At 62.2% G+C, this 16,358-nt stretch carries 15 protein-coding genes; 3 read left to right on the top strand and 12 right to left on the bottom strand.

The genetic code is table 11. From position 1 onward, the window contains the following. Positions 1 to 13 precede the first annotated feature (13 nt). The 11 genes from ugpQ to L085_RS05560 form a co-directional block, all read right to left on the bottom strand. Positions 14 to 751 (bottom strand): glycerophosphodiester phosphodiesterase, encoded by a 738-nt coding sequence (gene ugpQ, locus L085_RS05610; protein ID WP_004934408.1) that lies wholly within the window; start codon positions 749 to 751, stop codon positions 14 to 16. Beyond that, on the bottom strand, positions 751 to 1,821 hold the full coding sequence (locus L085_RS05605; protein WP_015376294.1) for a sn-glycerol-3-phosphate import ATP-binding protein UgpC: 1,071 nt from the start codon (positions 1,819 to 1,821) through the stop codon (positions 751 to 753). Before L085_RS05605 ends, ugpQ begins: the two co-directional genes overlap by 1 nt. 5 nt (positions 1,822 to 1,826) lie before the next feature. Continuing rightward, the gene (ugpE, locus tag L085_RS05600; RefSeq protein ID WP_004934403.1) at positions 1,827 to 2,672 is read right to left on the bottom strand and encodes a sn-glycerol-3-phosphate ABC transporter permease UgpE; all 846 of its coding nucleotides are present in this window, start codon (positions 2,670 to 2,672) and stop codon (positions 1,827 to 1,829) included. Further along, positions 2,669 to 3,556 carry a sn-glycerol-3-phosphate ABC transporter permease UgpA gene (ugpA, locus tag L085_RS05595; protein ID WP_044030278.1) on the bottom strand — a complete coding sequence of 296 codons (888 nt, stop codon included), beginning with the start codon at positions 3,554 to 3,556 and terminating at the stop codon, positions 2,669 to 2,671. The genes ugpE and ugpA overlap by 4 nt, the downstream gene beginning before the upstream one ends. Before the next feature lie 78 nt (positions 3,557 to 3,634). Next, a complete protein-coding gene (ugpB, locus tag L085_RS05590) occupies positions 3,635 to 4,954 on the bottom strand; it encodes a sn-glycerol-3-phosphate ABC transporter substrate-binding protein UgpB (RefSeq protein WP_004934396.1) in 1,320 nt (439 codons plus the stop codon). A gap of 187 nt (positions 4,955 to 5,141) precedes the next feature. Beyond that, on the bottom strand, positions 5,142 to 6,329 hold the full coding sequence (locus L085_RS05585; protein ID WP_044030277.1) for a PLP-dependent aminotransferase family protein: 1,188 nt from the start codon (positions 6,327 to 6,329) through the stop codon (positions 5,142 to 5,144). 44 nt (positions 6,330 to 6,373) lie between these two features. Further along, the gene (gene livF, locus L085_RS05580; RefSeq protein WP_015376292.1) at positions 6,374 to 7,075 is read right to left on the bottom strand and encodes a high-affinity branched-chain amino acid ABC transporter ATP-binding protein LivF; all 702 of its coding nucleotides are present in this window, start codon (positions 7,073 to 7,075) and stop codon (positions 6,374 to 6,376) included. A gap of 4 nt (positions 7,076 to 7,079) precedes the next feature. Next, on the bottom strand, positions 7,080 to 7,847 hold the full coding sequence (livG, locus tag L085_RS05575) for a high-affinity branched-chain amino acid ABC transporter ATP-binding protein LivG (protein WP_004934389.1): 768 nt from the start codon (positions 7,845 to 7,847) through the stop codon (positions 7,080 to 7,082). Then, a complete protein-coding gene (locus L085_RS05570) occupies positions 7,844 to 9,127 on the bottom strand; it encodes a high-affinity branched-chain amino acid ABC transporter permease LivM (protein ID WP_044030275.1) in 1,284 nt (427 codons plus the stop codon). Before L085_RS05570 ends, livG begins: the two co-directional genes overlap by 4 nt. After that, positions 9,124 to 10,050 (bottom strand): high-affinity branched-chain amino acid ABC transporter permease LivH, encoded by a 927-nt coding sequence (gene livH / locus L085_RS05565; RefSeq protein WP_044030274.1) that lies wholly within the window; start codon positions 10,048 to 10,050, stop codon positions 9,124 to 9,126. Before livH ends, L085_RS05570 begins: the two co-directional genes overlap by 4 nt. A 117-nt stretch (positions 10,051 to 10,167) precedes the next feature. After that, positions 10,168 to 11,283, bottom strand: coding sequence for a branched-chain amino acid ABC transporter substrate-binding protein (locus L085_RS05560; protein WP_015376289.1), 1,116 nt, complete (start codon positions 11,281 to 11,283; stop codon positions 10,168 to 10,170). A gap of 405 nt (positions 11,284 to 11,688) precedes the next feature. Between L085_RS05560 and panM the strand changes: the two genes are divergently transcribed. Genes panM through L085_RS05545 form a run of 3 tightly spaced genes read left to right on the top strand, consistent with a single transcriptional unit; the run spans position 11,689 to position 15,357 of the window. Continuing rightward, the gene (panM, locus tag L085_RS05555; protein ID WP_015376288.1) at positions 11,689 to 12,081 is read left to right on the top strand and encodes an aspartate 1-decarboxylase autocleavage activator PanM; all 393 of its coding nucleotides are present in this window, start codon (positions 11,689 to 11,691) and stop codon (positions 12,079 to 12,081) included. Continuing rightward, positions 12,078 to 13,295: a DUF3142 domain-containing protein gene (locus tag L085_RS05550; RefSeq protein WP_044030272.1), complete on the top strand. Its 1,218-nt coding sequence runs from the start codon at positions 12,078 to 12,080 to the stop codon at positions 13,293 to 13,295. The genes panM and L085_RS05550 overlap by 4 nt, the downstream gene beginning before the upstream one ends. Positions 13,296 to 13,338: 43 nt before the next feature. Further along, complete coding sequence (locus L085_RS05545) at positions 13,339 to 15,357, top strand: hypothetical protein (RefSeq protein WP_144240715.1); 2,019 nt, start codon at positions 13,339 to 13,341, stop codon at positions 15,355 to 15,357. A gap of 64 nt (positions 15,358 to 15,421) precedes the next feature. On the opposite strand, the gene rpoH is transcribed toward L085_RS05545, so the two are convergent. Then, a complete protein-coding gene (gene rpoH, locus L085_RS05540) occupies positions 15,422 to 16,279 on the bottom strand; it encodes an RNA polymerase sigma factor RpoH (RefSeq protein WP_004934345.1) in 858 nt (285 codons plus the stop codon). Positions 16,280 to 16,358 lie beyond the last annotated feature (79 nt).

Raw genomic sequence — 16,358 nt, 5'->3', positions numbered from 1 at the left:
CATCGGCGCCGGATTAGAACTCCGAGCCAATCAAATCTATCCGGTCGGTGCAAATGCAGTCAACGCCCCAGTCGAGCAGCAGGCGCGCGCGATCCGGCTGGTTAACGGTATACACCAGAATGCGCAGACCGGCGTCTTTCAACGCTTTCACCCGCTCGGCAGTCAACGCCTTGTGGTCGATATGCAGCGAGACGCAGTCCAGACGCTCCGTCAGCTCGCGCCAGTTGTCGTCCCAGTCCTCCAGCAGCAAACCGCGCGGCAAATCCGGCACGGTACGCTGCGCCGCCGCCAACGCTTCCACCGAGAAGGAGGAGAGCAGCGGGTCGGTCTGCCCTTGCCACAGCAACCGCGCGGCCAGCGCCACCACCCGCCCGGTTTCATCGTCGCTGCCAGTGGTCGGTTTGATCTCGATATTGGCCATCAGGCCGTGTTCCCGGCAGCGTTCCGCCACCTCCGACAGCAGCGGCAGCCGCTCGCCCTTGAAGGCCGAGCTGTACCAGTTGCCGGCGTCCAGCTGCACCAGTTTGTCCCACGGCAGCTCACCCGCCACGCCCCAACCGTTGCTGGTGCGATCCAGCGTGTCGTCGTGCAGCAGGAAAATTTGCCCGTCCTGCGCCAGCTTGGCGTCGAACTCGATCATCTTGTGGCCGTGGCGCGCGCCGACGTCGATCGCCGCCAGGGTGTTTTCCGGCGCCAGAGAACCGCCGCCGCGGTGGGCGACAATATGAGGGTAAGGCCAGGGTCTCGTCATCAATCCATCCGTAATCCGCTGTGGGTGTCAAAAAAGTGCAGCGCCTGAGCAGGCAGCTGCAAATATAGCGTACTGCCCGCCGTCGGCAAGGTTTCATGCGACAGCCGCGCTATCACTCCGTGGCCGCCCCACTGGCCGTGCGCCAGATTGTCGGCCCCCAGCAGTTCCAGCGTCTGCAGCTGCAGCGGCACGCCCTGGCCTTGCGCCACCAGTTGAATATGCTCCGGCCGAATGCCCAGCGTCAACGGCCGCCCCGCCCACTGCGGCTTGGCCGCAGGCAACGGCAGCGCCATGCCGTCCGCCAGCAGCAGCTGGCTACCGTCGGCGCTCAGGGTGCCGGGCAACAGGTTCATCGCCGGCGAGCCGATAAAGCCGGCGACGAACAGCGAAGCCGGCCGTTGGTACACTTCGCTCGGCGTGCCGATCTGCTCCGCCACGCCCTTATTCATCACGATCACCCGCTGCGCCAGCGTCATCGCCTCCACCTGGTCGTGAGTCACGTACAGGCTGGTGGTTTTCAGGCGTCGGTGCAGCTGTTGCAGCTCCAGGCGCATCTGCACCCGCAGCTTGGCATCCAGGTTGGACAGCGGCTCATCGAACAGGAACACCGCCGGTTCGCGCACGATGGCGCGCCCCATCGCCACCCGCTGGCGCTGGCCGCCGGAAAGTTCGCGCGGTTTGCGCTTGAGCAGCGGCTCCAGCTCCAGGATGCGCGCCGCTTCCTCCACCCGCTGGCGGATATGCTCCTTGCCGAAACCGCGGATCTTGAGGCCGTAAGCCATGTTGTCGTACACGCTCATGTGCGGATAGAGCGCGTAGTTCTGAAACACCATCGCGATGCCGCGATCCTTGGGCTCCAGATCGGTCACGCGCCGGGTATCGATATAAATATCGCCGCTGGTGGTGCGTTCCAGCCCGGCCACCATGCGCAGCAGCGTGGACTTGCCGCAGCCGGACGGGCCGACCATCACGATGAATTCGCCGTCCGCCACGTCGAGATCGATCTGTTTGATCACCGGCGTTTTACCGTCGTAAGACTTGGTGACCGCCTGTAGTTTTAATCCTGCCATCGTCGTTATTTCTCGCTATCAACCAGACCGCGCACAAACCAGCGCTGCATCAGAAGCACCACCGCCAACGGTGGCAATAAAGTCAGAATCATCGCCGCCATCACCTGGTTCCACTGGGTCGGCGCGCCGGAAGTGGAGATCATGCTCTTGATGCCCGCTACCGCGGTGCCCATCGAGGCGTCGCTGGTGATCAGGATCGGCCACAGGTATTGGTTCCAGCCGTAGATAAAGGTGATGACGAACAGCGCGGCCAGATTGGTTTTCGACAGCGGCAGCACGATGTCCCAGAAGAAACGCATCGGCCCGGCGCCGTCGATGCGCGCCGCCTCCAGCAGCTCATCCGGCAGCGTCATGAAGAACTGGCGCAGCAGGAAAGTGGCGGTGGCCGAGGCCATCAGCGGCAGCGTCAGGCCGGTATAGCTGTCCAGCAGGTTGAGGTTGGAGATCACCTCCACCGTCGGGAAAATACGCACTTCCACCGGCAGCATCAGGGTGAGGAAAATCAGCCAGAAGAACAGGCTGCGCAGCGGAAAGCGGAAGTACACGATGGCGTAAGCCGACAACACCGACACCGCGATCTTGCCGCAGGTGATCGCCAGCGCCATGATCACGCTGTTCAGCAGCAGCAACGAGAACGGCACTTTGAGATTGCCCACGCCGCCCTGCCAGATATTGCGGATGTTCTCCCACAGGTGGCCGCCGGGCACCAGCGTCATCGGCACCTGAAACACCTGTTTGTCGTCCAGCGTGGCGGCGACAAAGGCCACGTACAGCGGGAACAGCACCACCAGCACGCCGATAATCAGCATCACATGGCTGAAGATGTCCAGCCCGCGTCGATTCTCAATCATTGGTAGCGCACCTTACGTTCAACGAAGCGGAACTGGATCACCGTCAGGCCGATCACCAGCAGCATCAGGATCACCGACTGCGCGGCGGAACTGGAGAGATCCAATCCGGCGAAGCCTTCGCGGTAGATCTTGTAGATCAACGTGGTGGTGGACTGCACCGGCCCGCCGCCGGTGGCGGCGTCGATCACCGGGAAGGTATCGAAGAAGGCGTACACCAGATTGACCACCAGCAGGAAGAAGCTCACCGGCGCGATCAGCGGCAGCACCAGATGGAAGAAGCGGCGTACCGGGCCGGCGCCGTCGATGGCCGCCGCCTCCACCAGCGAACGCGGGATCGACTGCAGCGCCGCGAGGAAAAACAGGAAGTTATAGCTTATCTGCTGCCATACCGAGGCCAGCACCACCAGGCACATCGCCTGGCCGCTGTTTTGCGCATGGTTCCAGTTATAGCCCAGACCGTTGAGGAAATGGGTGATCAACCCGAGACCGGGGTTGAACAGAAAGATCCACAGCACCGCCGCCACCGCCGGCGCCACCGCGTAGGGCAGGATCATCAGCGTGCGGTAGAGGCGGCTGCCACGCAGCACGTAGTCCACCAGCGCAGCGAAGAACAGCGAAACCGCCAGCCCGATGCCCGCCACCAGGAAGCTGAAGATCAGCGTGGTGTAGAACGAGTCGAGGTAGTAAGGATCCTGAAACAGCTGTTTAAAGTTCTCCAGCCCGACAAACTGGCTGGACAGGCCGAACGGATCGAGGCTCTGCACCGAATACCACAGCGCCTCGCCGGCGGGCCATAAAAAGAAGACGGCGGTAATCAGCAGCTGCGGCAGCACCAGCGCATAGGGCAACCAGCTGCAGCCGAAACCGGGACGGGAAGATGACATAGCAGTTAAACCATTAATCGGGTACGGAAGGATCGGCGTGAAGACGCGAGCCCGATCAGACGGGCCCGCGACGCGGGGTTACTTAGTCGAAGCTTCGAAGCGGCGCAGCAGCACGTCACCGCGCTGCACGGCGGCGTCCAACGCCTGCTGCGGCGTTTTCTTGCCGGTCCACACGCCTTCCAGCTCCTCATCCACCACGCTGCGGATCTGCGGCATGTTGCCCAGGCGCAGGCCCTTGGTGAACGGCAACGGCGGCTTGTTCAGCATCTGGCGAGTGGCGACGTCGGCACCCGGGTTCTTGTCGTAGAAGCCCTGCTGCTTGGTCAGATCGTAAGCCGCGGTGGTGATCGGCAGATAGCCGGTCTTCTGGTGCCATTCGGCGGCGATTTCCGGCTGCGCCAGGTACTGCAGGAATTCGGCCACGCCCTTGTAGGTGGCGGCGTCTTTGCCGTTCATCACCCACAGGCTGGCCCCGCCGATGATGGCGTTTTGCGGCGCATTTTTCGCGTCAGCGTCGTACGGCATCATGCCGACGCCGTAGTTGAATTTGGCGTAGTGCTTGATGTCCGCCAGCGAACCGGAAGAGGCGGTGGTGATGGCGCAATCGCCGTTGTAGAACTTCTCGGTGGATTCGTCTTTGCGGCCGAAGTAGGTGAAGTCGCCCTTCTTGTTCATCGCTTCGAGCAGCGCAATATGTTTGACCTGCAGCGGTTGGTTGAACTCCAGCTTGGCACTGGTGCCGCCGAAGCCGTTGTTTTCACTGGCGAACGGCACGCCGTGCCAGGCGCTGAAGTTCTCCAGTTGGATCCAACCCTGCCAGCCGCTGGCGTAACCGCACTTCATGCCGGCTTCGCGCAGCTTGGCGGTATCCGCCGCCAGTTCCTGCCAGGTTTTCGGCGGCTGATCCGGGTTCAGGCCGGCCTTTTTGAAGGCGTCTTTGTTGTAGTACAGCACCGGCGTGGAGCTGTTGAACGGCTGCGACAGCAGATGGCCGCTCTTGTTGTCGGTGTAATAGCCGGCCACCGTCGGCACGAACACCGATTCGTCGAAGTTGATACCGGCCTCTTTAAACACTTCATAGACCGGCTTGATGGCTTTGCTGGCCATCATGGTGGCGGTGCCCACCTCGTAAACCTGCAGGATCGCCGGCGCCTTGCCGGAGCGGTAAGCGGCGATGCCCGCCGCCAGGCTCTGTTCGTAGTTGCCTTTATAAACCGGCACAATCTTGACGTCGCTGTGCGACTGGTTGAAGCGATCCGCCAGAGAGTCCACTTCTTTACCCAGTTCGCCTTCCATCGAATGCCAGAACGGGATTTCTGTCGCCGCCAGCGCCTGGGCGCTGACCGCCAGGGTCAATGCGACGCACAGCGTGGTTTTGCGAATAGCGTAGGTGAGCATGCCTAACTCCTGAAAAAGCTGGTGTAAAAGCGCGTGAGCGAAAAGAATCAGTTTTTTGTTCGGAAGCTAACATGCCATGCGCGGATGACAGAAAAATAACCGCTAGATGACAGCCACATGACGGCAAGGTGAAGTGAAGATGGCGGTTTGATGTCGGCGGCGGGCATCAGCTCCGCCGCCGCGAGGCTTACAGCGAACGGCGCAGGCGCGCCACCGCTTCTTGCATCTGCTGCTCGGTGGCGGTGGCGAACGACAGGCGGAAGGTCGAACGATCCGGGTTGTCGGAGAAGAAGTATTCCCCCGGCACGAACACCACGCCCTGCTGCAGCGTGGTGTTCAGCCATTCGGTGGCGTTGAACGGCTGGCGGAAACGCGCCCACAGGAACATGCCGCCCTTCGGTTTATCGAAGGTGATGTAGTCGCCCAGCTCCTGCTCCACCAAACCGGCCAGGATCTCGCCCTTCTGTTTGTAGGCCGCGCGGATCTTGTCGATCTGAGCCGGCAGGCGATCCAGGCCGAGATAGCATTCGACGATGCTCTGCGACAGGGCGCTGGCGTGCAGATCCGCCGCCTGTTTGATGATCGCCACTTTATGCAGCAGGAACGGCGGCAGGATCGCCCAGCCCAGGCGCAGGCCCGGCGCCAGGATCTTGGAAAAAGTCGAGGTATAGATGATGTGGTCGGTGTTGCCCAGCACCTGCTGCGACACCTGATGCAGCGTCGGGTGGCGCTCTTCGGTGAAACGCAGCTCGCCGTACGGATCGTCTTCGATGATCAGGAAGTTATGTTCGGCGGCCAGCTTCACCAGCAGTTCGCGGCGCGCGGCGCTGAGGGTGATGCCGCTGGGGTTGCCGAAGTTCGGCACCACGTACACGCCCTTGATGCGCTGGGTTTTCAGCAGCTCGGCCAGCTCTTCCACCACCATGCCGTCGCTGTCGGACGAGACCGACATGATGTTGGCCTCCGCCAGTTCCAGCGTTTGCAGCGCCGCCAGGTAGGTCGGGCGCTCCACCACGAACACGTCGCCCGGGTTGACGATGGCGCGCATCACCAAATCCAGGGCCTGCTGAGAGCCGGCGGTGACCATCACCTCTTCTGCGCGCGCGGTGACGCCGCGCTCGGCACACAGCGCGCAAATGCGCTCACGCAGCAGCGGGCTGCCCTCGGTCAGGCCATACTGGAATGCGCTTTTCGGCTGTTCGGTGATCGCCTGCCGGGTGGCGATGCTCAATCCTTCGAAATCGAACAGCGCATCAGAGGGGATGCCGCCCGCCAGCGAAATGACGTGTTCCATCTTGCTGTGCTTAAGCAATTCACGGATGGCCGAACTTTTTACGTTAACGATGCGCTGCGCGAGTAACCCTTCTGTCTTCATTTCTTCTTCTCGTACCTGATTATTTTAATTCGTAGGGGGGCGGATTAGCCGCCCAGATACGCCGACCTCACTGCTTCGTTGGCTAACAATGCAGCCCCCGTATCTTCCAACACCACGCGGCCGTTTTCCAGCACATAACCGCGGTCCGCCAATTTCAGCGCCTGATTGGCGTTTTGCTCCACCAGGAAGATGGTCATGCCCTCTTCCCGCAGCTGCTGAATGATGTCGAAAATCTGCTGGATGATGATGGGCGCCAGCCCAAGCGAAGGTTCGTCGAGCAGCAGCAGCTTCGGCTGGCTCATCAGCGCGCGGCCGATGGCCAACATCTGCTGCTCGCCGCCGGACATGGTGCCGGCGCGCTGGCTTCGGCGCTCCAGCAGGCGCGGGAACAGCGTGAACACCCGTTCGATGCGCTGCTGATATTGGTGACGATCGGCGAAGAAGCCGCCCATCGCCAGGTTTTCTTCCACCGTCATGCGCGAGAAAACGCGCCGCCCTTCCGGCACGATCGCCACCGCTTCGCGCATGATGCGCGAGGTTTGCCACTGGGTGATGTCCTGCCCCTGGAAGACGATGCTGCCTTCGCTGGCGCGCGGTTCGCCGCACAGGGTGCCGAGCAGCGTGGTTTTACCGGCGCCGTTGGCGCCGATTAACGTCACGATTTCGCCCTGACTAATCGTGAGACTGACCTGATGCAGCGCCTGAATTTTGCCGTAATGGGCGGATACCTGATTGAATGACAACATATTATTATTCGCCCAAATAAGCCCGGATCACGTCCGGATTGTTGCGGATCTCCGCCGGTGTGCCCTGCGCCAGCGGCGTGCCCTGATTCACCACGTAAATGCGATCGGAGATGCCCATCACCAGCTTCATGTCGTGCTCGATCAGCAACACCGAGACCTTATGCCGATCGCGCAGCTCGACGATCAGATGATCCAACTCGTCGGTCTCTTTCGGGTTCAGACCGGCGGCCGGTTCGTCCAGCATCAGCAGCTCCGGCCGGGTCACCATGCAGCGGGCGATCTCCAGCCGACGCTGCTGCCCGTAGGCCAGGTTGCCCGCCGAACGGTTGGCCATCGATAGCAGGCCGACGCGCTCCAGCCACTCCGCCGCGCGCGCCAGCGCCTCGGCTTCGGCGCGGCGGAAGGCCGGGGTTTTCAGCAACCCGGCGAACACGCCGCTTTTCAGGTGCTGATGCTGCGCCACCAGCAGGTTCTCAATCACCGTCATTTCACGGAACAGCCGCACATGCTGGAAGGTGCGTACCACGCCCATACGGGCAATGGCCTGCCCCGCCAGCCCTTCCAGATGGCGATCGCGCAATTTGATGGTGCCGCCGCTCGGGCGGTAAAAACCGGTCAGGCAGTTGAATACCGTGGTTTTACCGGCGCCGTTGGGGCCGATCAGCGACACGATTTCGCCTTCGTTCAGCGTCAACGCCACATTGTTGACCGCCAGCAGCCCGCCGAAACGCATCGACAGGCCTTCCACCTGAAGTAAAGGTTGAACGCTCATGCCTGTTCCCCCTTGCCCGCGTGAATGTCCGCCGCCTGCAGCTTCAGCTGCGGCCGTTTCATCGGCAACAGCCCCTGCGGCCGCCAAATCATCATCAGCACCATCAGCGCACCCAGCAGCAACATGCTGTATTCATTCAGATCGCGCATCAGCTCGCGCGACACCACCAGCAGGATCGCCGCCAGAATGACCGCGAACTGCGAGCCCATGCCCCCCAACACCACGATCGCCAATACGAAGGCCGACTCGACGAAGGTGAAGGATTCCGGGCTGACGAAACCCTGGCGCGCGGCGAACAGCGTGCCGGCAAAGCCGGCGAAGGCGGCGCTGATGGTAAAGGCGGTCAGCTTGATGCGCGTCGGGCTGAGGCCCAGCGAGCGGCAGGCGATCTCGTCTTCACGCAGCGCTTCCCAGGCGCGCCCGAGCGGCATGCGCAGCAGGCGGTTGATGACGAACAGCGTCAGCACCACCAGCAGCAGCGCCACCAGGTACAGGAACACGATGCGATCGCTCGGATCGTATTTCAGGCCGAAGAAGTTATGGAAGGTATCCCAACCGCCGTCGCGCACGCTGCGGTTAAATTCCAGGCCGAAAAAGGTCGGTTTCGGGATCTGGCTGATGCCGTTCGGCCCGCCGGTGATCTCGGTATTGTTCAGCAGCAGGATGCGCACGATCTCGCCGAAGCCGAGCGTCACGATCGCCAGGTAGTCGCCGCGCAGCCGCAGCACCGGGAAACCGAGCAGGAAGCCGAAGGCGGCGGTGACGATACCCGCCAGCGGCAGGCTCTCCCAAAATCCGAAACCGTAATAGTGATTCAGCAGCGCGTAGGTGTAGGCGCCGATGGCGTAGAAACCGCCGTAGCCCAGCACCAGCAGACCGGACAAACCCACCACCACGTTGAGGCCGAGGCCCAGCATCACGTAGATCAGCGTCAGGGTGGCGATATCCACCGTGCCGCGCGACACCAGGAACGGCCAGGCGACCGCCGCGACCAGCAGCAGAGCCGCCAGCAGCTTTTGCCGCGGCGTGGTGCCGTCGAAGCTCGGCAGCACGAACGCCGGGCCGGAGACCTTTTTCAGGCCCTGCTGCAGCAGCGGGCGCAACAGCTGGAAGAAAAAGACGATGACGCAGCCGATGCCGATCCACATCCAGCGCACTTCCGCCGCGCCGTGCACCACCAGTTTGGTGCCGTCCAGGCTGAGCTGCATGCCCATCAGGAACGAAGCCATCACGAACAGCACCGCCGTGGCGATCAGCGCATTAAGCAGATTGAGTTTCATACTTTCTCAACCTCCGGACGCCCAAGAATGCCGGTCGGCATGATCAGCAGCACCACGATCAGCAACGCGAACGACACCACGTCTTTGTATTCGGTGCTCAAATAAGCGGAGGTCAGCGCTTCCGCCACGCCCAGCACCAGGCCGCCGATCATCGCGCCGGGAATGCTGCCGATGCCGCCCAGGACCGCAGCGGTGAAGGCTTTCATACCGGCCATAAAGCCGATGTAAGGGTTGATGACGCCGTAGAACTGGCCGAGCAACACCCCGGCCACCGCCGCCATCACCGCACCGATGACGAAGGTCAGCGAGATCACCCGGTCGGTGTTGATGCCCAGCAGGCTGGCCATCTTCAGATCTTCCGCGCAGGCGCGGCAGGCGCGGCCCATGCGTGAATAGCGGATAAACAGCGTCAGCGCCAGCATCGCCAGGAAGGTCACGAGCCAGATGGTCAGCTGCATGGTGCTGATGGAGGCGGCGAAGCCGTTGCTTTCCCCCAGCACCCACTGGCCGGTGACCAGGCTGGGCAGCGCCAGATCGCGAGAGCCCTGCGTCAGGCTGACGTAGTTTTGCAGGAATATCGACATGCCGATGGCCGAGATCAGCGCAATCAGGCGCTTGGAGTTGCGCACCGGCTTGTAGGCCACCCGCTCGATGCTCCAGCCGTAGGCGCTGGCGATGACGATCGAGACCAGGAACGCGGCGCCGATCAGCAACCAGCCGACGTCGATGCCGAGCATCATCAGGGCGGCGATAACGATAAAGGAGACATAGCTGCCGATCATGTACACCTCGCCGTGGGCGAAGTTGATCATGCCGATGATGCCGTAAACCATGGTGTAACCGATGGCGATCAATGCATAGGTGCTGCCCAACGTTAAGCCGTTGAACATCTGCTGCAGAAAATAGAGGAGCTGCTCTGACATACTCTGAACCCTTGGCTGCGAAACCCGCCGGCGGAGAACCGGCGGGTAAAGGGAGACGGGGCCGGCAAGCCGACCCGCCGGGCGCAGCAAACTGCGCCCCACCCTAATCATTATGGCTTATTTGATCGGTGTGGACGTGCCGTTGGCATGCCACTCGAACACGCCGAACTCGAAGCCTTTCAGGTCGCCCTTGTCATCCCAGCTCAGCGGCCCCATCACGGTGTCCACCGGCTTGCCGGTTTTCAGATCCTTGACGATGTCCGCCGGCTCCTGGCTGCCGCTGCGCTCCATGCCGGTGGTCAGCGACTGCAGCGCGGCATAGGTAGTCCAGACGAACGGGCCGGTCGGATCCAGCTTCTTGGCTTTCAGCGCATCGACGATCGGCTGGTTGGCGGGCACCTGATCGTAGCGTTTAGGCAGCGTCACCAGCATGCCTTCCGAGGCGGCGCCGGCGATGTTGGACAGCGAGGAGTTACCCACGCCTTCCGGCCCCATGAAGCGGGTAGTCAACCCGGCCTGCTTGGCCTGACGCAGGATCTGGCCCATTTCCGGGTAGTAACCACCGAAGTACACGAAGTCGATATTCTCTTTCTTCAGGCGCGCCACCAGGGTGGAGAAGTCTTTGTCGCCGGCGGTGATGCCTTCGAACATCGCCACTTCGGTACCCTGTTTTTTCAGGCTGTCGCGCACCGAGCGCGCCAGGCCTTCGCCGTATTGCTGCTTATCGTGCACCACGGCGATGCGCTTCGGCTTGATGTCGCTGAGGATGTATTTGGCGGCGGTCGGGCCCTGATCCGAATCCAGACCGGTGGTGCGCAGGATCATCTTGTAGCCGCGAGTAGTCAGATCGGCGTTGGTGGCCGCCGGGGTAATCATGATCACGCCTTCGTCTTCATAGATATCGGACGCCGGCTGGGTGGAAGAGGAACACAGGTGGCCAATCACGTAGCGAATGCCGTCGTTGATCACCTTGTTGGCGACCGCAACCGCCTGTTTCGGATCGCAGGCGTCGTCGTATTCCACGCCGACCAGCTTGTCGCCCTTGATGCCGCCCTTGGCGTTGATGTCGGCAATCGCCTGGCGTGCGCCGGTAAACTCCATGTCGCCATACTGCGCGACCGGGCCGGACATCGCCCCGACGATCGCCACCTTGATGTCTTTCGCCATGGCCGCCTGGCTCATGGCCATCGCAATGCAACCCGCCAGCAGTGCCTTACCTGTTGTTAATTTCATCCGCAAATCCCCATCTGTCGTTGTGAACGTACCTGTTGTGTTTGCCTGCGCCCGATCGTTATTGACCGCTTTTGTTATAAGTAATAATGATTTAGGCGCTTTGTCGGCATTATTTTCTAATAAGACTTTATTTTTCATGCCATTAAACAGGAATTTTCTGCTGCAAATCAACTTCATCAGGCAGAAACAAGCGGTGTAAACAGGATAAAATTCGAATTAAATCTGCGCCGTTTACCTTGAGGCGTAGCGCGTTGTGCTGGTTAACAATCCATTTACTAACTATTTACTCGGAAAATGCCCCGTGCAAAAAACATATTGCACAGTAATCGTACAGAAAAACTTACACAACGCTCTGCACAAGATCTATTACACTGTCGGCATCATTTAGCTGCGCGGAAATTCTGCATGAAACTGACCATCGAGCGCCTGACCGCGCTGTCCCCGCAAGACCTTATCGATCTCGGTAAAATTTGGCCGCATCAGCAGCCGGAACAGTGGCAGAGCTGGTTGAGCGGCGGCAAGGCGCTGTTCGCCGCCCGCTTCAACGAGCGTCTGCTGGGCGCGGTGAAAATTGCGCTGCAGGATGACCGCGCCGAGCTGCAGGACTTGCTGGTGCGCGAAGTGACGCGCCGCCGCGGCGTCGGCCTTTACCTGGTGCAGGATGCGCAGCGTCAGCTGCCGCAGGTCGCTCACTGGCAGCTGTCGACCGCCGGCCTGGCACCGCGCGAACGCGGGGAAGTCGAGAACTTCATGCGCGCCTGCGGCTTCGCACCGCAGGGCGATCTCTGGCAAAAATGAAACGCCGGTTGGCGGCGCTGGTCTTGATTGCGCTGGGGCTGGCGGCCGCGTTCCTCGGGCGCCAGCAGGCGCTGCGCCTGGCCTCAGACTGGGATCAGCAGGTTTATGTCTGGCAGCGGGTCTGGACGCCGCAGCACGCCGATGCGCTGGCGCACAGCCGCGATCTGTTCGCCGGGCTGCGGGTGCTGGCGCTGCAGGTGCATCCACGCGAGGGCTGGCGGGAAATCCCGGCCGACCTGCGCTTATTGCAACAGGATGGCCGCCCGCTCTGGCTGGTGGCGCGCCTCGACGGCCAGCTGCCGCAGCTGGACCAGGAAGCCATTATCCAGCGGCTGCTGGCGCTCGCCCAACGCTGGCAGGCGGCCGGGCTGCCCGTCACCGGCGTCGAGATCGATCATGACGCCGCCACCGCCCGCCTGCCGGACTACCAACGCTTTCTGCAGCGGCTGCGCCAACGCCTGCCCGCCGCTTTGCAACTCGGCATCACCGCCCTGCCGGCCTGGATCGGTTCACCCGGCCTGCCCGGCGTACTGCAACAGGCCGACAGTTCCGTCCTGCAGGTGCATGCGGTGCTCTCGCCGCAGCAGGGGCTGTTTGACGGCTCCTTGGCGCTACGCTGGGTGCGGCAGTACGCCGCCGTCACACCGAAGCCGTTTCGCGTCGCGCTGCCGGCTTATGGCATGGCACTGCTGGGTTTTGATGCACAGGGCGCGCAGGTGGAGAGCGAATCCTCGCTGCGCGTGGCCGGCAACGGCCGCGAACTGACGGTCGCGCCGCAGCAGATCGCCGATTTTCTGCAAACGCTGGCGCAGCAAACGCCGCCCCGGCTGCGCGGCATTATCTGGTTCCGCTTGCCACTGGCGGACGATCGGCGCGCCTGGTCGCTCGCCACGCTGCGAGCGGTGATCGAACGGCGGCCGCTGAATGTCGACTGGCAGGTAAAATTTAGGCCTCAGCCACAGCAAAACGGGCTGTATGATCTGATAATTCATAACAACGGGCCGGTGGACGCCCCGCTGCCGCAAGAAGTCATCATCCGCGCCGACGACTGCCTGGCGGCGGACGCGGTCGGCAACTACCGGCTGGAATCCGCACCGCAACGGCAACGCTTTATTCGCATCAGCGGCGATCAGCTGCGCGCCGGGCAATCCCGGCCGCTGGGCTGGCTGCGCTGCCAACAACTGACGCCAGGAGGCACCCTTGTCACACCTTGATACGCGCGCGGCACGGAACACCCGCCGCCTTCTTCCGCTGGCCATGCTGATCGGCGCCGCGCTGGCGCTGCCGCTGAACGGCTATGCCTGCGGCCCGGATTTTCCTAACCGGCTGCTGATCGACCGCAACGGCACCCTGCTGTATATGCCGGAGGGCAATTTCGCCTTCGAAGCCGGCCGGCTGGTGCTGGCGGACAGTCAGTTGCCGCACTGGCAGGCCCCGCCGCCGCCGATGCCGCCGAAACCGATGCCGCAATCGCCGGAAACGATAGCGATCGGCAAAATGCGCGCCGCCAAAACGGTGGAAGAGGCTGACGCCGTCAATACGCAGGGGCTATCCAACGCCGCCCGCCTTTATCAACTGGGTGCCGTGGCTTTCGCCAGCCACGATCCGCGCGCCGCAGACTATTTCCAGCAGGTGCTGAAGCTACCGGCCGTCGAGCAGGGCGATTGGGGGCTGCGGGCGCAGTATTCGCTGGGGCGGGTACTGATGGCGGACCACGGGACGCCGGTGAACGAATCCGGTGAAGCGGCCCCCGCCGCCGAGCACCCGCCAAAAGCCGCGCTTGAACAGGCGCTGGCTGCATTCCAGCAGGTGATCGATCGGGTGAAAAACGGCGCCGCCGATCCCGATCAGCTGGCGCTGAGCAGCCTTGGGCAGCAGGCGCGCATCCACCTGTGGCTGGGTGAGGTCGCCCCCGCCGCCCACCTGTACGCACAGCAGGCGGCGCAGGGCGATCCGAGCGGCGGCCAGTCGCTGCAGTACGTCTCCAGCTTCCTGGTCAATCCCGACCATTTGGACACGCTGAAACAGATTATCGGCGATCCGTTGATCCAGCAGCTGGTGACCATTGAGCTGTTCGCTCGCAGCGGCAACCTGCAAATGGCGGATACCGACGGCAACAGCCGCTCCGCACAAATCATCAGCCAGATCCTGACGCTGCTGGACGGCTCAGTGAAAAGCGGCTTCGCCGGCAGCGATCGGCTGGCGGCGCTGGCTTACCGTTCGGGGCAGTACCCGATGGCGGCGAGCCTGCTGAAAAATGCCGGCGACAGCGGCCTGGCGTGGTGGCTGCGCGCCAAAATGGCGCTGCGCGACGGCGATGTGAAAGCCGCCACCGCTGCCTACGCCAAGGCGGCAAGCGCGTTCCCCGCCGACGAAAGCTGGGGCGAGCAACGCAACGCCGACTTTGTTGCGGAAACCATCGTGCCCGAATGCCGGGTGGCCGGCGAACAGGCCATCCTGGCGCTGAACCGCGGCGACTATCTGCAGGCGATGGACCTGCTGTATCGCGGCAAGGCGCTCTATTGGGCCGACGTGGCCGACGTGGCGGAGCGAGTGCTGACCGTCGATGAGTTGAAAGGCTTTGTCGATAAGCACGCCCCGGCGCCGACGACGCCGCTCAAGCCGGTTAACCCGGACGACTACGGCGGCCAGCAGATCACGCCGGAAGTGCAGCTGCGCGAACTGCTGGCGCGGCGGCTGATGCGCGTCGGAAGAGCCCCGGAGGCGCTGGCCTACTTCGATATCCCCAACTACCGGCAGGCGGCGCAGCAGTACGCCGACGAGCTGAAGGCCGCCAAGGACAAATCCGCCGCACCGCTGGCGCGTGCGCAGGCTTACTATCGCGCCGCCAACCTGCTGCGTGCCCAGGGGCTGGAATTTACCGGCTATGAGATGACGCCGGACTACGCCATCTATGGCGCCGGCTATTCCTATCTGGGGGATGCGTTCGATACCCGCGAGCTGAAGCACAAAAGTTGGATCGACAGCGCGGAAGCGGTACGCGCCAAGGCGGCGCTACCGGCGGAAGACAACCGTTTCCTGCACTATCGCTGGCAGGCGGTTGGGCTGGCGCAGCAGGCGGCCGATCTGCTGCCACCGAAGAGCCAGGCCTATGCCGCCGTGCTGTGTAACGCCGCCAGCTGGGTTATCAAGCGCGACGCCAAAACCGGCCGAGCGCTTTATCAGCGCTACATCAACACTGGCACCCGCTACCCGTGGGCGGCGAAATTCGGCTACGACTGCCCGGCGCCAGACTTTGCCGTCGTGGCGCCATAGCGCCGGATTTCAGGCACTAAAAAGCCCGGCTTGCCGGGCTTTTTTTATCGAATCTCGCATCGACTCAGGCTTCGATCGCCATTTTCAGTTTCTTCATGGCGTTCTTTTCCAGCTGGCGCACGCGTTCGGCGGAAACGCCGTACTGATCGGCCAGCTCCTGCAGCGTCGACTTGTTGTCGTCGTCCAGCCAACGGGCGCGGATGATATGCTGGCTGCGCTCGTCCAGACCTTCCAGCGCATAGGCCAGTTTGTCTGCGGCGTTGCTTTCCCAGTTATCTTCCTCGATGCCTTCGGCGAAGTCTGAGCTCTTGTCCTGCAGGTACAGCACCGGCGCCATCGACTGGCCGTCGCGGGCCTCGTCGTCCGGAGTCGGATCGAACGTCATGTCCTGCGCCGCCATGCGCGATTCCATCTCGCGCACGTCTTTGCTGGTTACGCCCAGCTCACGGGCCACCAGTTCCACTTCGTCCTGGTTGAACCAGCCCAAACGCTGTTTGGTTTTGCGCAGGTTAAAGAACAGCTTGCGCTGCGCTTTGGTGGTCGCCACTTTCACGATGCGCCAGTTGCGCAATACGTACTCGTGGATTTCCGCCTTAATCCAATGCACCGCAAAGGAAACCAGACGCACGCCGACTTCAGGGTTGAAGCGGCGAACGGCTTTCATCAGGCCGATATTGCCTTCCTGAATCAGATCCGCCTGCGGCAGACCATAGCCTGAATAGTTGCGGGCAATATGAGCGACAAAGCGCAGGTGAGACAGGATGAGCTGCTTAGCGGCATCCAGATCGCCCTGATAATGCAGCCGTTCAGCCAGCTCCCGCTCTTCCTCTGCCGTCAGCATCGGATAGGCGTTGGCTGCCCGGATATAGGCTTCCAAGCTACCTTGGGGTACTAAGGCTAAAGTTTGCATTTCTTTGGTCATTCAAACCCTCTCTATGAGAATACAAAATCATGCAGGTGATTATTACAGCGGGGAAATGATTGATTCTACGGCAGTTGCT

The sequence above is a fragment of the Serratia sp. FS14 genome (assembly GCF_000695995.1).
GTDB lineage: Bacteria > Pseudomonadota > Gammaproteobacteria > Enterobacterales > Enterobacteriaceae > Serratia > Serratia nematodiphila.
This window is presented reverse-complemented; position numbering and strand designations above follow the sequence as displayed.

Excerpts from the sequence above, each read along its gene's own strand:
- ugpQ (WP_004934408.1), bottom strand. The coding sequence starts at position 751 with ATGACGAGACCCTGGCCTTACCCTCATATTGTCGCCCACCGCGGCGGC.
- L085_RS05605 (WP_015376294.1), bottom strand. The coding sequence starts at position 1,821 with ATGGCAGGATTAAAACTACAGGCGGTCACCAAGTCTTACGACGGTAAA.
- ugpE (WP_004934403.1), bottom strand. The coding sequence starts at position 2,672 with ATGATTGAGAATCGACGCGGGCTGGACATCTTCAGCCATGTGATGCTG.
- ugpA (WP_044030278.1), bottom strand. The coding sequence starts at position 3,556 with ATGTCATCTTCCCGTCCCGGTTTCGGCTGCAGCTGGTTGCCCTATGCG.
- ugpB (WP_004934396.1), bottom strand. The coding sequence starts at position 4,954 with ATGCTCACCTACGCTATTCGCAAAACCACGCTGTGCGTCGCATTGACC.
- L085_RS05585 (WP_044030277.1), bottom strand. The coding sequence starts at position 6,329 with ATGAAGACAGAAGGGTTACTCGCGCAGCGCATCGTTAACGTAAAAAGT.
- livF (WP_015376292.1), bottom strand. The coding sequence starts at position 7,075 with ATGTTGTCATTCAATCAGGTATCCGCCCATTACGGCAAAATTCAGGCG.
- livG (WP_004934389.1), bottom strand. The coding sequence starts at position 7,847 with ATGAGCGTTCAACCTTTACTTCAGGTGGAAGGCCTGTCGATGCGTTTC.
- L085_RS05570 (WP_044030275.1), bottom strand. The coding sequence starts at position 9,127 with ATGAAACTCAATCTGCTTAATGCGCTGATCGCCACGGCGGTGCTGTTC.
- livH (WP_044030274.1), bottom strand. The coding sequence starts at position 10,050 with ATGTCAGAGCAGCTCCTCTATTTTCTGCAGCAGATGTTCAACGGCTTA.
- L085_RS05560 (WP_015376289.1), bottom strand. The coding sequence starts at position 11,283 with ATGAAATTAACAACAGGTAAGGCACTGCTGGCGGGTTGCATTGCGATG.
- panM (WP_015376288.1), top strand. The coding sequence starts at position 11,689 with ATGAAACTGACCATCGAGCGCCTGACCGCGCTGTCCCCGCAAGACCTT.
- L085_RS05550 (WP_044030272.1), top strand. The coding sequence starts at position 12,078 with ATGAAACGCCGGTTGGCGGCGCTGGTCTTGATTGCGCTGGGGCTGGCG.
- L085_RS05545 (WP_144240715.1), top strand. The coding sequence starts at position 13,339 with ATGCTGATCGGCGCCGCGCTGGCGCTGCCGCTGAACGGCTATGCCTGC.
- rpoH (WP_004934345.1), bottom strand. The coding sequence starts at position 16,279 with ATGACCAAAGAAATGCAAACTTTAGCCTTAGTACCCCAAGGTAGCTTG.